Origin of the sequence: Burkholderia sp. Nafp2/4-1b, assembly GCF_003635165.1 — a bacterium.
Taxonomy (GTDB): domain Bacteria; phylum Pseudomonadota; class Gammaproteobacteria; order Burkholderiales; family Burkholderiaceae; genus Burkholderia.
This window is the reverse complement of the sequence record NZ_ML058616.1, coordinates 397,757-415,860: the sequence shown is the minus strand read 5'-3', so window position 1 is coordinate 415,860 and position 18,104 is coordinate 397,757. Positions and strand designations below refer to the sequence as shown.

General features: G+C 67.6%; 15 protein-coding genes. 8 read left to right on the top strand and 7 right to left on the bottom strand.

Features of this window, described 5'->3' with window-relative positions; genetic code table 11:
* Positions 1–152 precede the first annotated feature (152 nt).
* Positions 153–2,324 carry a phospholipase C, phosphocholine-specific gene (locus tag C7H84_RS25165; protein ID WP_121861293.1) on the top strand — a complete coding sequence of 724 codons (2,172 nt, stop codon included), beginning with the start codon at positions 153–155 and terminating at the stop codon, positions 2,322–2,324.
* A gap of 184 nt (positions 2,325–2,508) precedes the next feature.
* On the top strand, positions 2,509–3,237 hold the full coding sequence (locus C7H84_RS25160; RefSeq protein WP_121861292.1) for a phosphonate utilization associated transcriptional regulator: 729 nt from the start codon (positions 2,509–2,511) through the stop codon (positions 3,235–3,237).
* 107 nt (positions 3,238–3,344) lie between these two features.
* Here C7H84_RS25160 and C7H84_RS25155 read toward each other — a convergent pair whose 3' ends face one another.
* From C7H84_RS25155 to C7H84_RS25135, 5 genes are all read right to left on the bottom strand, one after another.
* The gene (locus C7H84_RS25155) at positions 3,345–4,733 is read right to left on the bottom strand and encodes an FAD-dependent oxidoreductase (RefSeq protein ID WP_121861291.1); all 1,389 of its coding nucleotides are present in this window, start codon (positions 4,731–4,733) and stop codon (positions 3,345–3,347) included.
* Between the two features lie 117 nt (positions 4,734–4,850).
* Complete coding sequence (locus C7H84_RS25150) at positions 4,851–5,981, bottom strand: 2-aminoethylphosphonate--pyruvate transaminase (protein ID WP_121861290.1); 1,131 nt, start codon at positions 5,979–5,981, stop codon at positions 4,851–4,853.
* 48 nt (positions 5,982–6,029) lie between these two features.
* Positions 6,030–7,757 carry a putative 2-aminoethylphosphonate ABC transporter permease subunit gene (locus tag C7H84_RS25145; RefSeq protein ID WP_121861289.1) on the bottom strand — a complete coding sequence of 576 codons (1,728 nt, stop codon included), beginning with the start codon at positions 7,755–7,757 and terminating at the stop codon, positions 6,030–6,032.
* Positions 7,754–8,845: a putative 2-aminoethylphosphonate ABC transporter ATP-binding protein gene (locus C7H84_RS25140; protein ID WP_121861288.1), complete on the bottom strand. Its 1,092-nt coding sequence runs from the start codon at positions 8,843–8,845 to the stop codon at positions 7,754–7,756. The genes C7H84_RS25145 and C7H84_RS25140 overlap by 4 nt, the downstream gene beginning before the upstream one ends.
* 121 nt (positions 8,846–8,966) lie before the next feature.
* Positions 8,967–10,022 (bottom strand): putative 2-aminoethylphosphonate ABC transporter substrate-binding protein, encoded by a 1,056-nt coding sequence (locus C7H84_RS25135; RefSeq protein ID WP_121861287.1) that lies wholly within the window; start codon positions 10,020–10,022, stop codon positions 8,967–8,969.
* Between the two features lie 218 nt (positions 10,023–10,240).
* On the opposite strand from C7H84_RS25135, the gene phnA reads away from it, so the two are divergent.
* The 5 genes from phnA to C7H84_RS25110 all read left to right on the top strand — a co-directional run bounded on the left by phnA (position 10,241) and on the right by C7H84_RS25110 (position 15,386).
* On the top strand, positions 10,241–11,479 hold the full coding sequence (gene phnA, locus C7H84_RS25130) for a phosphonoacetate hydrolase (RefSeq protein ID WP_121861286.1): 1,239 nt from the start codon (positions 10,241–10,243) through the stop codon (positions 11,477–11,479).
* Positions 11,480–11,506: 27 nt separating this feature from the next.
* Positions 11,507–12,961, top strand: a complete 1,455-nt coding sequence (gene phnY, locus C7H84_RS25125) for a phosphonoacetaldehyde dehydrogenase (RefSeq protein ID WP_121861285.1) — start codon at positions 11,507–11,509, stop codon at positions 12,959–12,961.
* A 192-nt stretch (positions 12,962–13,153) separates the two neighbouring features.
* On the top strand, positions 13,154–13,936 hold the full coding sequence (locus C7H84_RS25120) for an amino acid ABC transporter substrate-binding protein (RefSeq protein WP_121861284.1): 783 nt from the start codon (positions 13,154–13,156) through the stop codon (positions 13,934–13,936).
* A gap of 14 nt (positions 13,937–13,950) precedes the next feature.
* Positions 13,951–14,631 (top strand): amino acid ABC transporter permease, encoded by a 681-nt coding sequence (locus tag C7H84_RS25115; protein WP_121861283.1) that lies wholly within the window; start codon positions 13,951–13,953, stop codon positions 14,629–14,631.
* A complete protein-coding gene (locus tag C7H84_RS25110) occupies positions 14,628–15,386 on the top strand; it encodes an amino acid ABC transporter ATP-binding protein (RefSeq protein WP_121861282.1) in 759 nt (252 codons plus the stop codon). Before C7H84_RS25115 ends, C7H84_RS25110 begins: the two co-directional genes overlap by 4 nt.
* A 24-nt stretch (positions 15,387–15,410) precedes the next feature.
* On the opposite strand, the gene C7H84_RS25105 is transcribed toward C7H84_RS25110, so the two are convergent.
* Positions 15,411–16,226, bottom strand: a complete 816-nt coding sequence (locus tag C7H84_RS25105; protein ID WP_121861281.1) for an alpha/beta fold hydrolase — start codon at positions 16,224–16,226, stop codon at positions 15,411–15,413.
* A gap of 81 nt (positions 16,227–16,307) precedes the next feature.
* Between C7H84_RS25105 and C7H84_RS25100 the strand changes: the two genes are divergently transcribed.
* Positions 16,308–16,937, top strand: coding sequence for a CGNR zinc finger domain-containing protein (locus C7H84_RS25100; protein WP_121861280.1), 630 nt, complete (start codon positions 16,308–16,310; stop codon positions 16,935–16,937).
* 39 nt (positions 16,938–16,976) lie between these two features.
* Here C7H84_RS25100 and C7H84_RS25095 read toward each other — a convergent pair whose 3' ends face one another.
* Entirely contained in the window at positions 16,977–18,026 is a 1,050-nt protein-coding gene (locus C7H84_RS25095; RefSeq protein ID WP_121861279.1) for a DUF3592 domain-containing protein, read from the bottom strand.
* Positions 18,027–18,104: the final 78 nt, after the last annotated feature.

Genomic DNA, 18,104 nt, shown 5'->3' with positions numbered 1-18,104 from the left:
CGCCGCTTCGAAAAAAAGCTGGGGGTGAGCGCAAGAAACCTGCTGGAACCGGTCACGGTGGGGACACGCCGATGCGGAGTAATAACGGCAACCCACCGACCGCCGGCCCCGCTCGACCGGCGCCACCCTCATCGACCCACAGGATCCTCTTCATGTCCGCCACCAATCGACGCGATTTCCTGCGCCTCGCCGCCCAGTCGGCCGGCGCGATGGCCGCCTATGCCGGCTTTCCGCCGGCGATCCGCAAGGCCCTCGCGATGCCGGCCGCGTATCGCACCGGCACGATCCGCGACGTCGAACACGTCGTGATCTTCATGCAGGAAAACCGCTCGTTCGACCACTACTTCGGCGGGCTGCGCGGCGTGCGCGGCTTCAACGACCCGCGCCCGCACCTGCTGCCGAGCGGCGCGCCGGTGTGGCAGCAGCCGCCGGCATCGGTGTTCACGAAGAACTACCATTCGCGCGGGCTCGACCCGGCCGCGCCGTACGTGCTGCCGTTCTACCTCGATCCGAAGCAGACGACCGAATTCCAGCCCGGCACCAACCACGGCTGGAGCAGCGGCCACCTGTCCTGGAACAACGGCCAGTGGGACCAGTGGGTGAACCAGAAGCAGGACGTGCTGACGATGGGCTACCTGAAGCGCCAGGACCTCACGTACCACTACGCGCTCGCCGACGCGTTCACGATCTGCGATTCGTACTTCTGCTCCGCGCACGCCGACACGGCGCCGAACCGCATCTATCTGTGGACCGGCACGATCGACCCGCGCAACATCTACGGCAACCCGCCGAACGGGCCGGGCATCGGCGAGCGCGACGACGTGAACGGCTACACGTGGACGACCTACGCGGAACGCCTCGAGAACGCGAAGATCAGCTGGAAGGTGTACCAGGGCGGCACCGGCATCCCGGGCGACCCGACCGACAACTACACCGACAACTCGCTGATGTTCTTCAAGCGCTTCCAGGTGAAGGAAGGCGCGAGCGGCCCGCTGGTCGACAAGGGTGCGTCGGACCACACGCTCGCCGAGTTGAAGGCCGACGTGCAGGCGAACCGCCTGCCGCAGGTGTCGTGGATCGTGTCGCCGTACAAGTACAGCGAGCACCCGCAGGCGTCGCCGACCGACGGCGCGTTCTACATCAACATGGTGCTCGAAGCGCTGACGTCGAACCCGGAGGTATGGGCGAAGACGGTGTTCATCCTCAACTACGACGAGAACGACGGGCTGTTCGACCACGTCGTGCCGCCGGTGCCGCCGGTCACGAGCGGCGTGGGCGGGCAGGGCATCGTGTCGTCGAACCTGCTGTCGAACCTGGGCGACGAACTGCTCGACCTGAACAAGTACCCGGGCGAGATGAGCCCGCTGGTGCCGGGCGCGGACCCGGGCGGCATCCAGCCGATCGGCCTCGGGCCGCGCGTGCCGCTGATCATCATCTCGCCGTGGACGAAGGGCGGCTGGGTCTGCTCGGAGACGTTCGACCACACGTCGGTGCTGCGTTTCCTCGAAGCGCGCTTCGGCGTGCAGGAGCCGAACATCAGTGCGTGGCGCCGGTCCATCTGCGGCGACCTTACGTCGGCGTTCGATTTCTCCGCGCGGCCCGATACGCGCACGGTGAGCTTCACGGTGCCGCAGCACATCCAGACGGCCGGCCACGCGTATCAGGTGCCCGCGCAGCAGTCGATGCCGGCGCAGGAGCCGGGCACGCGTCCGGCGCGCGCGCTGCCGTACGAGCTGTTCGTGCATGCCCGCGTGAACGGCCGCGACGACAGCGTGTCGCTCGATTTCGCGAACTCGGGCGACGCGGGCGCCGCGTTCTACGTGTACGACCGCCGCAATCCGGCGACGCCGCCGCGCCGCTACGCAGTCGCCTCGCACGACCGCTTCGCCGATACGTGGAGCACGTCGGCCGCGCGCGGCGACTACCATCTCGCCGCCTATGGCCCGAACGGCTATCTGTGCGAATTCCAGGGCAACACGCGGCTGGCCGCGGACGGCCGCCACGCGAACCCCGAAGCGAAGATCGGCTACGACGTGCGCAACCGCCACGTGTACCTGCAGCTGCGCAACAGCGGCCGGGCAACCTGCCGCGTGGTCGTCGACAACGCGTACAGCCATGCGCAGGCACGCACCTACACGCTGGAGCCGGGCGAACGCGTCGAGGATCACTTCGAGCTGTCGTCGAGCCACGGCTGGTACGATCTGACGCTCACCGCGACGACGCTGCGCGGCGGCGACGACAAGGTCGTGCGGCGCTTCGCGGGCCACGTTGAGACGGGCCGGCCGAGCCAGAGCGACCCGGGGCCGGTGAAGCAGACGGCCTGACGAACCGGCTCGCGTCGTGCGGCACGGTGTGCTCATGCGGGCCGCACGACGCCCCGTTTCACGCACGTGGAACGGGTTTTTGGAAACTGAAAACTGTTGACAATGTGTCGGGCCGAGGGTATATAACGATCATTCGCCGATATGGCGCCCTCGTTTTCACCGCGGCTTCGCTGCCTGCCCGACCATGACTGCCCCGAACGCGCTCAACGCCATCGAACTCCTGCAAAGCCAGTCGCTCGCGATGATTGTCCAGGACATGCTCGAGCGCGCGATCGTATCCGGCGAATACGCGCCGGGCGAAAAGCTCAACGAAGTCGACATCGCGACCAGGCTGAACGTGTCGCGCGGCCCCGTGCGCGAGGCATTTCGCGCGCTCGAGCAGGCCGGTCTGCTGCGCAACGAGAAGAACCGCGGCGTGACGGTGCGCGTCGTGCCGCTGCGCGAGGCCGAGGAAATCTACGAAGTGCGCGCAATGCTCGACGAGTCGGTCGCACGCGCGCTCGCGAAGCGCATTTCGCCCGACACGCTGAAGGTGCTGAAGGGCATCATCCAGTCGATGAAGGATGCGGCGAAGACGCGCGACGTCACGCGCTACACCGAGCTGAACGTGCAGTTCCACGACGCGATGGTGGTCGGCGTCGGCAATACGCACCTCACCGATACCTATCGCCGGCTCGTGCGCCAGCTCGGGCTGCTGCGCCAGGCCGCGATCGAGGCCGAGGAGGATGCGATCGCGGTGTCGGCGGCCGAGCACGACAAGATCGTGCAGGCGCTTGCGAGCGGCGACGAGGAGAAGGCCGTCGCGCTCGTGCGCGAGCACGTCGCGCACGGCCTCGCGCGGATGCGCCGCACGCACGAGCAGGGGCTGCCCGGGACGGGCAAGGCAGCGCGGGAGAAAGCCGAGCGCGTGTAACGCCGCTGCACGGGCCGCCGCGGCAACAGCAAAGGGACGCTTCGCAGCGTCCCTTTTGCATTGCGCGTCACGTCATCGCATCGGCGCGTCGTTACGTCTATGCGGCGTCACGCCTTGTCGGCCTTGCCCGCCGCGCTCGCGAATTTAGCGAGCCACGTGTCGACCATAGCCGGCCGCCGGCTCTCGTCTTCCGCACGCTCCTTGCGGCGGATCGCATTGCGCACGACGTGCGCGCCGACATAGCGGATCGGCTCCGGCGGGAAATGGCCGAGCGGGCCGCGTACGATCGGGCTGCGTGTCCATGCGTTGTCGAGGCCGAGCACCAGCGACGACAAAATCTGCCCGCCCATGTAGGTCGGCCCGACGCCGTTGCCTGAATAGCCGAAGCCGTAGAACACGTTCGGCGCGTCGTCGAGGCGGCCGAAGAACGGGAAGCCCGTCACCGATCGGTCCGACGGGCCGTTCCAGCTCGCGGTGACCGGCACGCCCGCGAGCGACGGGAAGAACTCGCGCAGGCTCTGCGTGAGCTGCGCCTCGTACGGCGAGCGCCGGTCGAACACCGGTGCGATGCGGCTGCGCCACGAGAACGTGTTGCCGCCCTTGCCGAGCATCAGCCGGCCGTCGGCGGTCGTGCGGTAGTAGTACACGAAGATCCGCGAATCGAGCACCGATACGCCATCGACGAGCCCCGTCCTTTCCAGCAGCGCCGGGCATTTCTCGGTGATGACCATGTCGCTCGACACGACCGCGATCGTGCGCTCGAACTGCGGAAAGCGGCTCGCCATCCACGCGTTGATCGCGAATACCAGCTTGCCTGCGCGCACGCTGCCGGAGGGCGTTTGCACGACGGCCGGCTGACCCGGCGTGAAGTCGACGAGCGGGGTGCGCTCGTAGATCCGGATTCCCATGTCGAGCGCGACGCGGCGCAGCCCGCGCACGAGCTTGCCCGGATGCACGGTCGCGGCGATCGGCGAGTACACGCCGTCGAGATTGCGGGTGGAGCCCGAACGGCGTACGACTTCGGCGGCCGGCAGCGGCTCGTAGCTGTGGATGCCGCACGCGGCGAGCGCGTCGAGCACCGGCGCGAGCGTGCCGACCTGCGCGCGCGACGTCGCGGTGTACAGCGTGCCGTCGAGCCGCAACTCGGCATCGATGCGATGCGCGCGGCAGAAGTCGGCGATGTGCTGGACCGCCGCTTCCGACGCCTTCACGAGCCGGATCGCCTCCGCTTCGCCGAACAGGCGGCGCAGCGTCAGGAATTTCGCGGACCACGTGAGCAGGCAGCCGCCGTTGCGTCCGCTCGCGCCGGCGCCGCACAGGTCGGCCTCGAGTATCGCGATGTCGAGCGCCGGGTTCTGCTGTTTCGCCTGGATCGCGGTCCAGAGCCCGGTGAAGCCGCCGCCGACGATACAGACGTCGGCCTGGGTCGCGCCCTGCAGCGCGGGTGCGAGATCGCCGTCATTGAACAGCGCTTGTTCGATCCAGAAGGGTCGCATCGGATGTCGTGCCAGTAAGGGTCGAAGATTGCCGTGCCGCACACACGGCGAAAAACCAGCTTCACCACGACGCGCGGCGGCGGGGCCGCGCACCGTGGTGCGGCTGGGTTGGTCGCGTCAGGCCGCTGCTTGCGCGGACACGCGCCGCACGCCCATCGCCTTCAGCGTATCGGCGATCGCGGCGACCGCGCCCGGAATGCCGGCTTCGCCGAAGTGGCCGATGCAGCCGACCCGGAACGTGTCGACTTCGGTCAGCTTGCCCGGATACAGAATGTAGCCGCGCTTTTTGACCTCCTGATAAAAGCGCTTGAAGTCGTAGTTCGGATCGTCCGGCGCGTGAAACGTGACGATGATCGGCGCCTGGATCGCCGGATCGAGGAACGGCCGGAAACCGAGCGCGCGCATCCCGTCGATCAGCGCGCGCGTGTTGCGCTGGTAGCGCCCGCCGCGCGCGGCGAGCCCGCCTTCGTCGACGTACTGCGCGACGGCCGCGTCGAGCGCCGCGACCACGTGCGTCGGCGGCGTGAAGCGCCATTGCGTCGTGCGCTGCATGTAGACCCACTGGTCGTACAGGTCCATCGCGAGCGAGTGGCTGTTGCCTTCGCAGCGCTCGAGCGTCGCGCGCTTCGCGATCACGAAGCCGAGGCCCGGCACGCCTTCGAGGCACTTGCCGGACGCCGCGATCACCGCGTCGAACGGCGTCGTGCGCGCGTCGATATCGATCGCGCCGAACGAGCTCATCGCATCGACGATCAGCCCGCGGCCGTGCTTCGCGACCACTTGCGCGACGTCGTGCAGCGGATTCAGCACGCCGGCGCCGGTTTCGCAGTGCACGAGCGCGACGTGCGTGATCGACGGATCGGCCGCGAGCGCACGCTCGACGTCGGCCGGATCGACGCGGCGGTCTTCGGTGTAGTCGATCGTCGTGAGCTTGCGGCCGAGCACGCGGCAGATCTTCGCGAGGCGCTGGCAGTACGCGCCGTTGTTCGGCACGAGCACGTGGCCGTCGCGCGGCACGAGCGTGCCGATCGCGGCCTCGACCGAGAACGTGCCGCTGCCCTGCAGCGGCACGCATTCGTGCGTGCCTTCGCCGTGCACGATCTGCAGCAGCCGTTCGCGCAGCCGCGCGGTGATCGCGTTGAAGTCGCTGTCCCACGAACCCCAGTCGCGCAGCATCGCGTCGCGCGTGCGGTCCGAGGTCGTCAGGGGGCCGGGGGTGAGCAGGATGGGCTGGGGGGCGAGCGTCATGGTGTCTCCTTGGTGAAGTCGGGACGTCACGTGAATGCGGCGAAAGGATCAGCGGCGATGCGTGTTGCGCCACGCCTGCGTGCGGCGCAACAGGCGGTGCGAGATGCATGCGAACAGCACGCAGGCGAACGACGAGGTCGCGAGCACGAGCGTCGCCATCGCGGCGGCCGGGCCCATCTGGCCCGCGTCGTCGAGGTTCAGGATCGCGACGGAGGCCGGCTGCGTGTCGGGCGAGTACAGGAACGCGACGGCGGAAACCGTCGTCATCCCGTTGACGAACAGGTAGCGCGCGATCAGCAGGATCGCCGGCAGGCACACGGGCACGGTCACGCGCACGAAGGTCTTGTAGAACGGCACCTTCAGCGAGGCGGATACGGCCTCGAACTCGCTGTCGATCTGCCGCAGCGCGGTGACGGCCGTGAGGTGGCTCGACGCGTAGTAGTGGACGACCGTGACGATCGCGAGCAGCCACAGCGACCCGTACAGCCCGTTCAGCGGATTGCCGGGTGCGTTGAACAGGAAGATGTAGCTGATGCCGAGCACGAGGCCCGGCACGCCCATCGGCAGGATCGCGCACAGGCTGATGAAGCCGCGCAGCCAGCGCGCGCCGCGGGTCTTCTCGATCAGGTAGGCGCCGCCGAACACGACGATCGTGCCGCCGAGCGCGACCGTCGCGGCCATCCGCAGGCTGTTCTTGTACGCATCGAAGATCCCGGCGCCGATCAGCCCCATCTCGTAATGCTGCAGCCCGAGGGTCATCTGGTACGGCCAGAATTTCACGAACGACGCGAACACCGAGATGCCGACCACCGCGATGAAGAACGCGCACACCAGCGCGCAGTACGCGAGCATCGCGGCGTCGAAGCCGCGCGACGGCTTCGGCTGGTACGGCGTCGAGCGCGCGCCGAGCTGCGACTGCTGGCGGCGGCGGATGAAGAAGTCGACGCCGAACGCGACGAGGGCCGGGCACAGCAGCATCAGGCTCACGACCGCGCTGCGGTTGAAGTCCTGCAGCCCGATGATCAGCTTGTAGATGTCGGTCGACAGCACGTTGTACGAGCCGCCGATCACCACCGGCACGCCGAAGTCGTTGATGCACATCGTGAACGCGACCATCGTCGCGCTGATCAGCCCGTACTTCGCGCCGGGCAGCGTGATCGTGAAGAACTTGCGCGTGCGGCTCGTGCCCATCGCGTCGGCGGCTTCGTACAGTCGGCCGTCCGCGAGCGACAGCGCGGTCACGAGGATCATCAGCACGTGCGGGAACGATGCATACACCATGCTCGCGACGATCCCCGGCAGCCCGTAGATCGAGTGGCCGTGCAGCAGCGGCTTGAGCAGCCCCGCGTTGCCGAACCAGTAGATGAACGACACGGCGGACAGCAGCGTCGGCGCGAGCAGCGGCAGCAGCGCGATCGTGCGCGCGGCGTTCTTCAGCGGCATGCACGAGCGCGTCAACGCATACGCGAACGTGAACGCCATCGGCACGACGATCGACGTGACGAGCGCGCCGACCGTCAGCGAATGGAGCATCGAGCGCAGCACGCCGCTGTCCTCGAGATAGTCGACGAAGTTGCGCGCGCCGACGAAACGGCCGTCCGCATCGACGAAGCATTTCTGCACGACGAGCGCGAGCGGCACCAGCAGGAACAGCGACATCAGCGCGGCCATCGCGACGAGCGCGAGCTGCGCGATGCGGTCGTGCCAGTGCGTGATCTGCCGCACGTCGGCGGGGGCGGCCGCGCCGCGGCGGCGTTCGGTGAGGACGGTGCTCATTGCAGTCGCTCCTTCGCGCTCGGGAACACGCGCACATGCTCGCGATCGAGCGCGAGGTCGATGCGCGCGCCGGCCTGCACGCCGGTGCGATCGACGTCGTGATACGACAGGTCGGCGACGATCTCCTGGCCGTCGAGCCCGTCGATCCGGAAGCTCACGCGGCAGAACGCGCCGAGGAATTCGAGCTTTTCGACCCGGCCGGCCAGCACGTTGTCGGCCGTCTCGCCCGGAATGCGGATGCGCAGGTCCTCGGGCCGCACGTAGACCGACACGGCCGCGCCCTGGGCCGGCCGGGTGGTGCCGTGCCGGCAGTCGAAGCCGACGCCGCCCGCGCGCAGCGTGCCGTCCTGCGCGACTTCGGCGGGGATCGTGTTGACGCGGCCGATGAAGTCCGCGACGAACGGCGACGCGGGCTGCCGGTAGATTTCGAGCGGCGTGCCGATCTGCTCGATCACCCCCTGGTTCATCACGACGATGCGGTCGGCCATCGACAGCGCTTCTTCCTGGTCGTGCGTGACCATGATCGTCGTCACGCCGAGCCGCTGCTGCAGCGCGCGGATTTCCTGGCGCAGCCGCACGCGCACGCGCGCATCGAGCGCCGACAGCGGCTCGTCGAGCAGCAGCAGGCCGGGGGACGTGGCGAGCGCGCGCGCCAGTGCGATGCGCTGCTGCTGGCCGCCGGACAATTGACCGGGATGCTTGCGATGGCTGTCCGGCAGGCCGACCAGCGCGAGCAGCGTGTGCACGCGCTCGTGGATCGCGTCGCGCTTCATCTTGCGGTTCACGAGCCCGTACGCGACGTTGTCGAACACGGTGAGGTTCGGAAACAGCGCGTACGACTGGAACACGATCCCGTAGTCGCGCAGTTGCGGCGGCAGCCGCGAGATGTCGCGGCCGTCCTGCATGATGTGGCCGGCGCTTTGCGCCTCGAGCCCCGCGATGATCCGCAGCAGCGTGGTTTTCCCGCAGCCGGACGGCCCCAGGAAGCAGATCATCTCGCCCTTCATCACGCTCAGGTTGATGTCGGTGAGGACCTGTGTGTCGTTGTACCGCTTTTCGATGCGTTCTACGCTCAGATAGGGTGCCATGCACGCCTCCACGCTGCGGGCGGCCCGGACGCGGGCCGGATACGACGATCGGAAGGATGCGGGGCGGCGCGTCGCGCGGCCCCGCGGCCGGTTGCGGCGTTATTGCCGCGTCAGTGCCGTGTCATTGCTGTGCCTTCGCCCCGTAGCGCTTCTGCCAGTTGTCGAGGATCGATTGACGGTTCTTCGCGGACCACACGAAGTCGTTCTTCACGAGCAGATCCGAATAGTTGTCGGGGATGCCGCTCAGCTTGCGCGCGACGCCCGGGTACGCGACGATCGCCCACCAGCGCGCGGTGATCTGGTTCGCGTCCTTGCTCGCCATGAAGTCGGCGAGCTTCTTCGCGGCGTCGGGTTGCTTCGTCGTCTTCATGATCGCCGTGCCTTCCATGTCCCACCCGAGCCCTTCCTTCGGGAACACGAGGTCGATCGGCGCGCCCTGCGCCTGCAGTTCGTGGCCGCGAAACTCGAACGAGATGCCGATCGGGAATTCGCCGGTGCCGGCGAGCGTGCACGGCTTCGAGCCCGAGTGCACGTATTGCGCGACGTTCTTGTCGAGCGCGTCCATGAATTTCCAGCCCTTGTCGTCACCGAAGGTCTGCAGCCATGCGGTCACGTCGAGGTAGCCGGTGCCCGACGACACCGGGCTCGGCATCACGATCGCGCCTTTGTAGACCGGCTTCGTCAGGTCTTCCCACGACGTCGGCTTCGGAATGTTCTTCGCCTGCGCGGCGACGCGGTTGTAGCAGATCGTCGCGCCCCACACGTCCATGCCGACCCAGTGCGGCGGCGTGTTCGCGTCGCTGTACTTGCGCGTGAGCTGGTCGAAGCCCTTCGGCGTGTACGGCATCAGCATCCCCTGCAGGTCGAGCAGCGTGAGGCTCGATGCGGCGAGGCCGAGGATGACGTCCGCGCGCGGATTGTTCTTCTCCGCGAGCAGCTTCGCGGTGACCGAGCCGGTCGAGTCGCGCACCCAGCGGATCTCGATGTCGGGGTTCGCCTTCTCGAACGCGTCCTTGTAGGGCTTCATCGCCTCGTCTTCCAGCGCGGTGTAGACGAGCAGCGACGTCTTCCCGTGCGCCGCCTGCGCGGCGCCGAGTGCGACCGCGGCGGCCAGCGCCAGACGGGCCGCGCCCGTCGCCCATCCATTGAAACGCTTGTGTACCGGCACTTCGTTCATCTTCAGACCCCTTGACTGTGGCGCCGCGGCACGCGGCGGATGAGTGGAGACCAGCCCTCTTCCTGCTGCTTCGTGTTTTCGTTTTTTGCTTTCTGTTCTTTGCATGTTGTTGACAATCTACAAATCATCAATTTTAATGTCAAGCATGGAAAACACCTCCTCGGCGCGGCGCGGGCGCCGACAGCTCAACCCCCTTCGAACCGAAAGGACTGAACGTCATGACTGAAACGCCTGTATCCGTGGAAGTGAACGGCCGCCGCTACAACTGGATGAGCCGCCCCGTGGTGGTGGTCTGCGTCGACGGCTGCGCCTATGAATATCTCGAGATGGCGGCCGAGGCCGGCGTCGCGCCGTTCCTGCGCACGCTGCTGAAGCCGGGCACGGCGCTCAAGGGCGAGTGCGTGGTGCCGAGCTTCACGAACCCGAACAACCTGTCGATTGTTACCGGCGTGCCGCCGGCCATCCACGGGATAAGCGGCAACTACTTCTACGATCGCGACACCGGCGCCGAGGTGCTGATGAACGATCCGAAGTACCTCGTCGCGCCCACCGTGCTCGCGACCTTCGCCGAACAGGGCGCGCGCGTCGCGGTCGTCACCGCGAAGGACAAGCTGCGCCGCCTGCTGGGCAAGGGGCTCAAGGGAATCTGCTTCTCGTCGGAGAAGGCGGACGAGGCCAGCATCGAGGAAAACGGCATCGACAACGTGCTCGAGCTGGTCGGCAAGCCGGTGCCGAGCGTGTACAGCGCGGACCTGTCGGAGTTCGTGTTCGCGGCCGGCGTGCGCCTGCTCGAGACGCGCCCGATCGATCTGATGTACCTGTCGACGACCGACTACGTGCAGCACAAGTGCGCGCCCGGCACCGACGGCGCGAACGCGTTCTACCAGATGATGGACAAGTACCTGAAGCGGCTCGACGAGCTGGGCGCGATCGTCGCGATCACGGCCGACCACGGGATGAACGCGAAGCACGACGGCGAGACCGGCGAGCCGAACGTGATCTACCTGCAGGAGCTGTTCGACGAGTGGCTCGGCCACGATGCGGCGCGCGTGATCCTGCCGATCACCGATCCGTACGTCGTGCACCACGGCGCGCTCGGCTCGTTCGCGACCGTCTACGTGCCGGACGGCGCCAATACCGACGCACTGCGCGCACGGCTCGCCGCGGTGGACGGCATCGAAGTGGTGCTGACGGGCGCCGAAGGCTGCGCACGCTTCGAGCTGCCGCCCGCGCGGATGGGCGACCTGATCGTGATCTCGAAGCAGGACGTCGTGCTCGGCACGCGCCGCATCAAGCACGACCTGTCGGGCCTCGACGTGCCGCTGCGCTCGCACGGCGGGATCTCCGAGCAGCTCGTGCCGCTGATCTTCAGCAAGCCGGTTGCCACCGACGTCACGGGCCGCGCGCGGCTGCGCAACTTCGACATCATCGACATCGCGCTCAACCATCTGCAGTGACGCGGACGCATCCGCCAGGAGACACTCATGAACGCCATTGCAGAATCGACGGATGTGCGCACGCTTCATCGTGAAGCACTGCGAATCGACGGTGAAAAGATCTACCGCGACGCGGTGATCGAAGTACGCAACCCGTACGACGGCTCGCTCGTCGGCACCGTGCCGAAGGCGACGCTCGACGACGTGCGGCGCGCGTTCGCGGTCGCGCGTGCGTACCGGCCGTCGCTCACGCGCCACGAGCGTGCGGCGATCCTGCGCCGCGCGGCCGACATCGTGCGGGCGCGCACCGCCGAGATCGCGGCGCTGATCACGGCCGAGGCCGGGTTGTGCATCAAGGATTCGACGTACGAAGCCGGCCGCGTCGCCGACGTGCTCACGTTCGGCGCGGGCGAAGTGCTGAAGGACGACGGGCAGATCTTCTCGTGCGATCTGACGCCGCACGGCAAGAAGCGCCGCGTGTACACGCAGCGCGAGCCGCTGCTCGGCGTGATTTCCGCGATCACGCCGTTCAACCATCCGATGAACCAGGTCGCGCACAAGGTCGTGCCGTCGGTCGCGACCAATAACCGGATCGTCGTGAAGCCGTCGGAGAAGGTGCCGCTGTCGTGCTATCTGTTCGCGGACATCCTGTACGAAGCCGGCCTGCCGCCGCAGATGCTGCAGGTGCTCACCGGCGACCCGAAGGACATCGCGGACGAACTGATCACGAACCCGGCAATCGACCTGATCACCTTCACCGGCGGTGTGTCGATCGGCAAGTCGATCGCGTCGCGGATGGGCTACCGGCGCGCGGTGCTCGAGCTCGGCGGCAACGATCCGATCATCGTGATGGAAGACGCCGATCTCGACGAAGCGAGCACGCTGGCCGTGTCGGGCTCGTACAAGAACTCGGGGCAGCGCTGCACCGCGATCAAGCGGATGCTCGTGCACGAGGCGGTGGCCGATCACTTCACCGAGCTGGTCGTCGAGAAAACCCGCGCGTGGGCGTACGGCAACCCGGCCGATCCGTCGGTCGACATGGGCACCGTGATCGACGAAGCGGCCGCGAAGTTCTGCGAGCAGCAGGTGAACGATGCGATCGCGCGCGGTGCGCGGCTGCTGGTGGGCAACGTACGCGACGGCGCGCTGTATTCGCCGACCGTCATCGATCGCGTGACGCCCGACATGCCGCTCGTGAAGTACGAGACGTTCGGGCCCGTGTCGCCGATCATGCGCTTTCGCGACATCGACGAGGCGATCCGGATGTCGAACAGCACCGACTATGCGCTGTCGTCGTCGGTCTGCACGAACCGCTTCGACAACATCACGCGCTTCATCACCGAGCTGGAAGTCGGCAGCGTGAACGTGCGCGAGGTGCCGGGCTACCGGCTCGAACTGACGCCGTTCGGCGGCGTGAAGGATTCGGGCCTCGGCTACAAGGAAGGCGTGCAGGAAGCGATGAAGAGCTTCACGAATACGAAGACCTATTCGCTGCCGTGGTAAGCGGCGCGTAATGTGCGCGCACCTGCGCCCGCACCGGCCCCACGGCCGCGGCGGGCGTTATTCGATCGGCTCATATCGATAGCCGATTTGCGTTTTTGCCGGGCCTCGACGCGTCGGTAGAATTCGCGGACCTCTCGCACGGCACACGTGTGCCGCCGGGATCACACCCACCAATCATTCGGGGTCCGCACCATGAAAATCCTCCGCTCCCTCCTGGTCGTCGCGATGCTGCAGGCCGTCGCGGCCACGAGCGCACTCGCTGCCGACGACCTGTCGCAGATCAAGTCGGCCGGCGTGTTCCGGGTCGGCACCGAAGGCACGTATGCGCCGTTCACGTATCACGACGCATCGGGCAAGCTGACCGGCTTCGACGTCGACATCGCGACCGCGATCGCGCAGCGGCTCGGCGTGAAGCCCGAGTTCATCGAAGGCAAGTGGGACGGACTGATCGCGGGCCTCGACGTGAACCGCTACGACGCGGTCGTCAACGAAGTGTCGATCACCGATGCGCGCAAGGCGAAATACGATTTCTCGACGCCGTACATCACGTCGCATGCGGTGCTGATCGTGCGCGCGGACAACACGTCGATCCGCTCGTTCGACGACCTGAAGGGCAAGAAATCCGCGAACACGCTGACCAGCAACTTCGGCAAGCTCGCGGCCGCACACGGCGCGGACGTGGTGCCGGTGCAGGGCTTCAACGAATCCATCGATCTGCTGAGCTCGGGGCGCGTCGACGCGACGATCAACGATTCGCTGTCGTACCTCGATTTCCGCAAGCACAAGCCGGACGCGAAGCTGAAGATCGCGGCGACCGACACGACGGGTGCCGGCGATGCGTCGGGCGTGCTGCTGCGCAAGGGCAATCCCGCGCTGGTGGCCGCGGTCGACAAGGCGCTCGCGGACATCAAGGCCGACGGCACCTACGCGAAGATCTCGCAGAAGTACTTCGGCCGCGACGTGTCGCAGCCGTGACGCGAGGCTGATCGATGCCGCCCTGGCTTCAACTGATGGCGGAATCGCTGCGGCCCCTGCTGGTGGCGGGGCTCGTGTTCACGGTTCCGCTCACGCTCGCGTCGTTCGCGATCGGCCTCTTGCTCGCGTTCGGCGCGGCGCTCACGCGCCTGTTCGGGCCGCGCTGGGCGCAGGCCGGTGTGCGTTTCTACATCTGGCTGTTTCGCGGCTCGCCGCTGCTCGTGCAGCTGTTCGTGATCTTCTACGGGTTGCCGAACGTCGGCATCGTGCTCGATCCGCTGACCGCCGCCGTGATCGGTTTCTCGCTGAACGTCGGCGCGTACAACGCCGAGGTGATCCGCGGCGTGATCGAATCGATCCCGAAAGGGCAGTGGGAAGCTGCGTACTCGATGGCGATGACGCGCGCGCAGGCGCTGCGCCGCGCGATCCTGCCGCAGGCCACGCGCGTCGCGCTGCCCGCGCTGTCGAACTCGTTCATCTCGCTCGTGAAGGACACGTCGCTCGCGGCCGTGCTGACCGTGCCCGAGATCTTCCAGGCCGCGCAGCGCATCGCGGCCGTTACCTACGAGCCGTTGATCCTCTATACCGAAGCCGCGCTGATCTATCTGCTGTTCAGTTCGGTGCTCTCATCGCTGCAACGTCGGCTCGAGCTTCGCTTCGGCCGGCACGCGCTGTTCCATGCGGAGTTGCGATGATTCGTCTCGAACGCATCGACAAGTCGTTCGGCGCGCACCGCGTGCTGAGCGGAATCGATCTCGCCTTGCAGCCGGGCAGCGTGACCGCGTTGATCGGGCCGTCGGGCAGCGGCAAGAGCACGCTGCTGCGCTGCGTGAATCTGCTCGAAGTGCCGGAGACGGGCACGCTGACGGTCGGCGACGCGCGTATCGACTTTGCAGCCGGGCAGCGGCCGTCGCGCGATGCCGTGTTCGCGGTGCGCCGGCAGACCGGCATGGTGTTCCAGAACTTCCAGCTGTTCCCGCACCTCACCGTCGTGCAGAACGTGATGGAAGGGCTCGTGACCGTGCAGCGCTGGCCGCGCGAGCAAGCGCGTGAACGGGCCCTCGCGTTGCTGGACAAGGTCGGCATCGCCGACAAGGCCGACGCATGGCCGGCGACGCTGTCGGGTGGCCAGCAGCAGCGCGTCGCCATTGCGCGTGCGCTCGCGCCGTCGCCGCAGGTGTTGTTGTGCGACGAGCCGACGTCGGCGCTCGATCCCGAGTTGTCGGTCGAAGTCGTCGAAGTGCTGCGCCAGCTCGCTCGGGAAGGCACGACGATGCTGATGGCCACGCACGACCTCCGCCTCGCCGCGTCGGTCGCGCACGATGCGGTGTTTCTCGCGGAAGGGCGGGTCGTCGAGGCCGGCGCATCGCGCGAACTGTTCGGGCGACCGCGCGACCCGCGCACCGCGAAGTTCGTCGCCACGCTCGCGCAGGGCGTGCCGGCGTTCTGACGACACGACGCGATGCCGGCGCGCTCAGCGCTGCGCGTGCGCGTCGAGCACGGCGGCGACGATCGCTTCCGGCGCATCTTCCTGGACGAGATGGCCCGCGCGCGGCACGCGGATCAACTGGCCGCCTGCGATGCGATCCGCGAGCGCCTGCCCTTGTTCGAGCGGAATCCACGCATCGTCCTCGCCCCAGACGATGCGCACCGGAAAGTCGGGCCGCGCATAGCGGGCCTCGGCTTCCTCGATGTAGCGCTGGCGCATCTGCGCGATCTGCCGATAGAACGCCGACTGCCCGGCCGGCGTGAGCCACGGAGCACGGTAGATCGCTAGCGCATCGTCGCTCAGTGGCCGCGCGACCGCATTGCCGATATAGGCCGACACGAGCGCGTGGTGCGCATACGCGGGCAACCCGGTGAACGCCGCTTCGTGCTGCGCGACGTGCCGCACGAACGGCGAGCCTTGTGGTGCGATCGCGACCGGGTTCACGAGCGTCAGGTCCGAATACGCGATGCCGTCGAGGAAATGCGCGCGCAGCACGGTTGCGCCGCCGTAGTCGTGCGCGAGCACGCGCGGGCGTGAAAGGTTCCATTCGTCGAGCAGCGCGCCGAACAGCACGTTCTGCCGGCCGAGCGAGACATCCGCGTCGGGCATGTCCGACTGGCCGTAACCGAGCAGGTCGTAGAAGAACACGCGATGACGCCGCGCGAGCCACGGCGCGATCCGGCGCCACACCTGCGACGAAAACGGCGTGCCGTGCACGAGCACGAGCGGCGGCCCTTCACCGAGCACACCCCAGGCGATCCGGTGACCTTCGAAAGTGAAGCGATGGGCGAGATCGAGCATCGGTTCCTCCGTGATAACCTGTTATGGTTGTTAACAGGTTACGCCGGTTTGTCCGGATATGAAACCGATAGGTGGAAATAAATGGTTACTCGACATGAGCCTGCGCGAGCGGCGCACGCGTGGAGCGCGGCCGATTTCGTCGGCGGCCATCCAGCGCTCGACTTCCTGAACACGGTGGCCGACACGGGCAAGACGCGCGACGACGACAAGCTCGTCGACTGGCCGGCCGTGCGTGCGTGGGCCGCGCAGTCGGGCTTGCTGGCGGAGGCCGATCTGACGCGGTTTCTGCGTCAGTCGCGGCAGGACGGCGCAGGCGAACTCGCCGCGCTGCACGGCTTTCGCGAGGACGCGTATGCCGCGCTCGCACATTTGACGGCCGGAAACGGCGAAGGCGGCGAAGGCGGCAGCGCCGGCGCGCGAGCGGCGAACCGGCTCGCGGAGGCGATTCGCGCGGCGATCGGGCGCAGCACGTTTGACGCGGTCGATGGCCGTTTCGCGTGGCGGCCGGACGCGCGCGCGGCGTCGCGTTGGGTCGATGCGGCGGCGCTCGGGTTCGAGCATCTGCTGCGCAGCGACGATTTCGCGCGTGTGCGGCAGTGCGGCCGCTGTACGTGGTTCTTCGTCGACCGCGGCCGCGGCGTCGGGCGACGCTGGTGCGACATGCGCACGTGCGGCAACCGCGCGAAGGTGGAGGCGTTCAGGGAGCGATGACGTGTGCGCCGCGGCGTCGATGGCTCGACGCGGTGCGCGTCATTCGGCGATTTCCAGCGGCCGATGCTCGGGCCACAGGGTGCCGGCGACGAACAGCCCGGCGACGAGGAACGGCGTGCCGATCGCGAACAGGATTGCCGTGAGCGCCCAGCGATCCCAGAACTGGTCGATGACCGCGCGTTCGGGCGTGACGGGGTCGTACAGCACGTTGACGATTTCGCCTTCGTAGAGCGTAGGGCGCGACGATGCCGAGCCTTGCGCGAACGTGACCGGGCGGCCGCTGTCGGTCGTGAACGCGACGATCGCCGAATAGAGCGGCGAGCGCGCGCTGGGCGACTGGGCGGTTTCGGCGATCTCGACGACATGGCCGGTCGAGTGCGCGTAGTGGCGGGCGACCTGCCACTGACGCAGTCCTGCCGCACCTGCGCCGGCGAGGAAGCCGGTGCCGATCGCGATCGGAATCAGCACCATCGCGATGTTCCAGCGGCGCCGGGTCGTCTTGCGCGCGGCCCGTGTGGAAAGCGTGTCGACGTGCCGGCTGCGGCGCTCGTTCGCGACCAGCAGGCTGCCCATCGCAAGCGACGCGACCGCGAGCAATGCCGGCACCGCGACGGGAAACCAGCGTTGCGCAAAATCGTCGATCAGCGCGGGGCGGCCCGGATGGTCCGGATCGACCAGCACATCGACGCTTTCGCCGATGTCGTACGCCGGGACCGTCGATGCGGTATTGCCGGCGACCTCGCGGCGCCGGCCGTCGTTCGCGAGATAAGCGACGATCGGGCGATAGGCGCGCATCGCGTCACTGTCCTGCACGATGCGCACGACCGTGCCCGGCGTGCGGACCAGATGGCCGGCCGCGCGGCTCGCGGTGACGGCGAGCGCGGCGGCCACGACGAGCAGCGCGATGCCGAGCGCGAATACGACGAGGGCGTCCTTACGCTGCATGACCGGATCCGCAGTGCGCGTCGTGCGACGGATCCGGATGCGATCGGGGTGAGGGCGCGACGCGACGTGCGCGCCGATATTGGCGTGACGATACCCTCTCAATGGTTGCGTCTCGTTCACATGCTTCCATGTCTGACGTCCCATGTTCTCTCAGTGCCGGTGGCGATATTCGGCGTTCGCCTGCCGGTCGTGTGATTATTTATCGGACGATTCTAGCGGAAA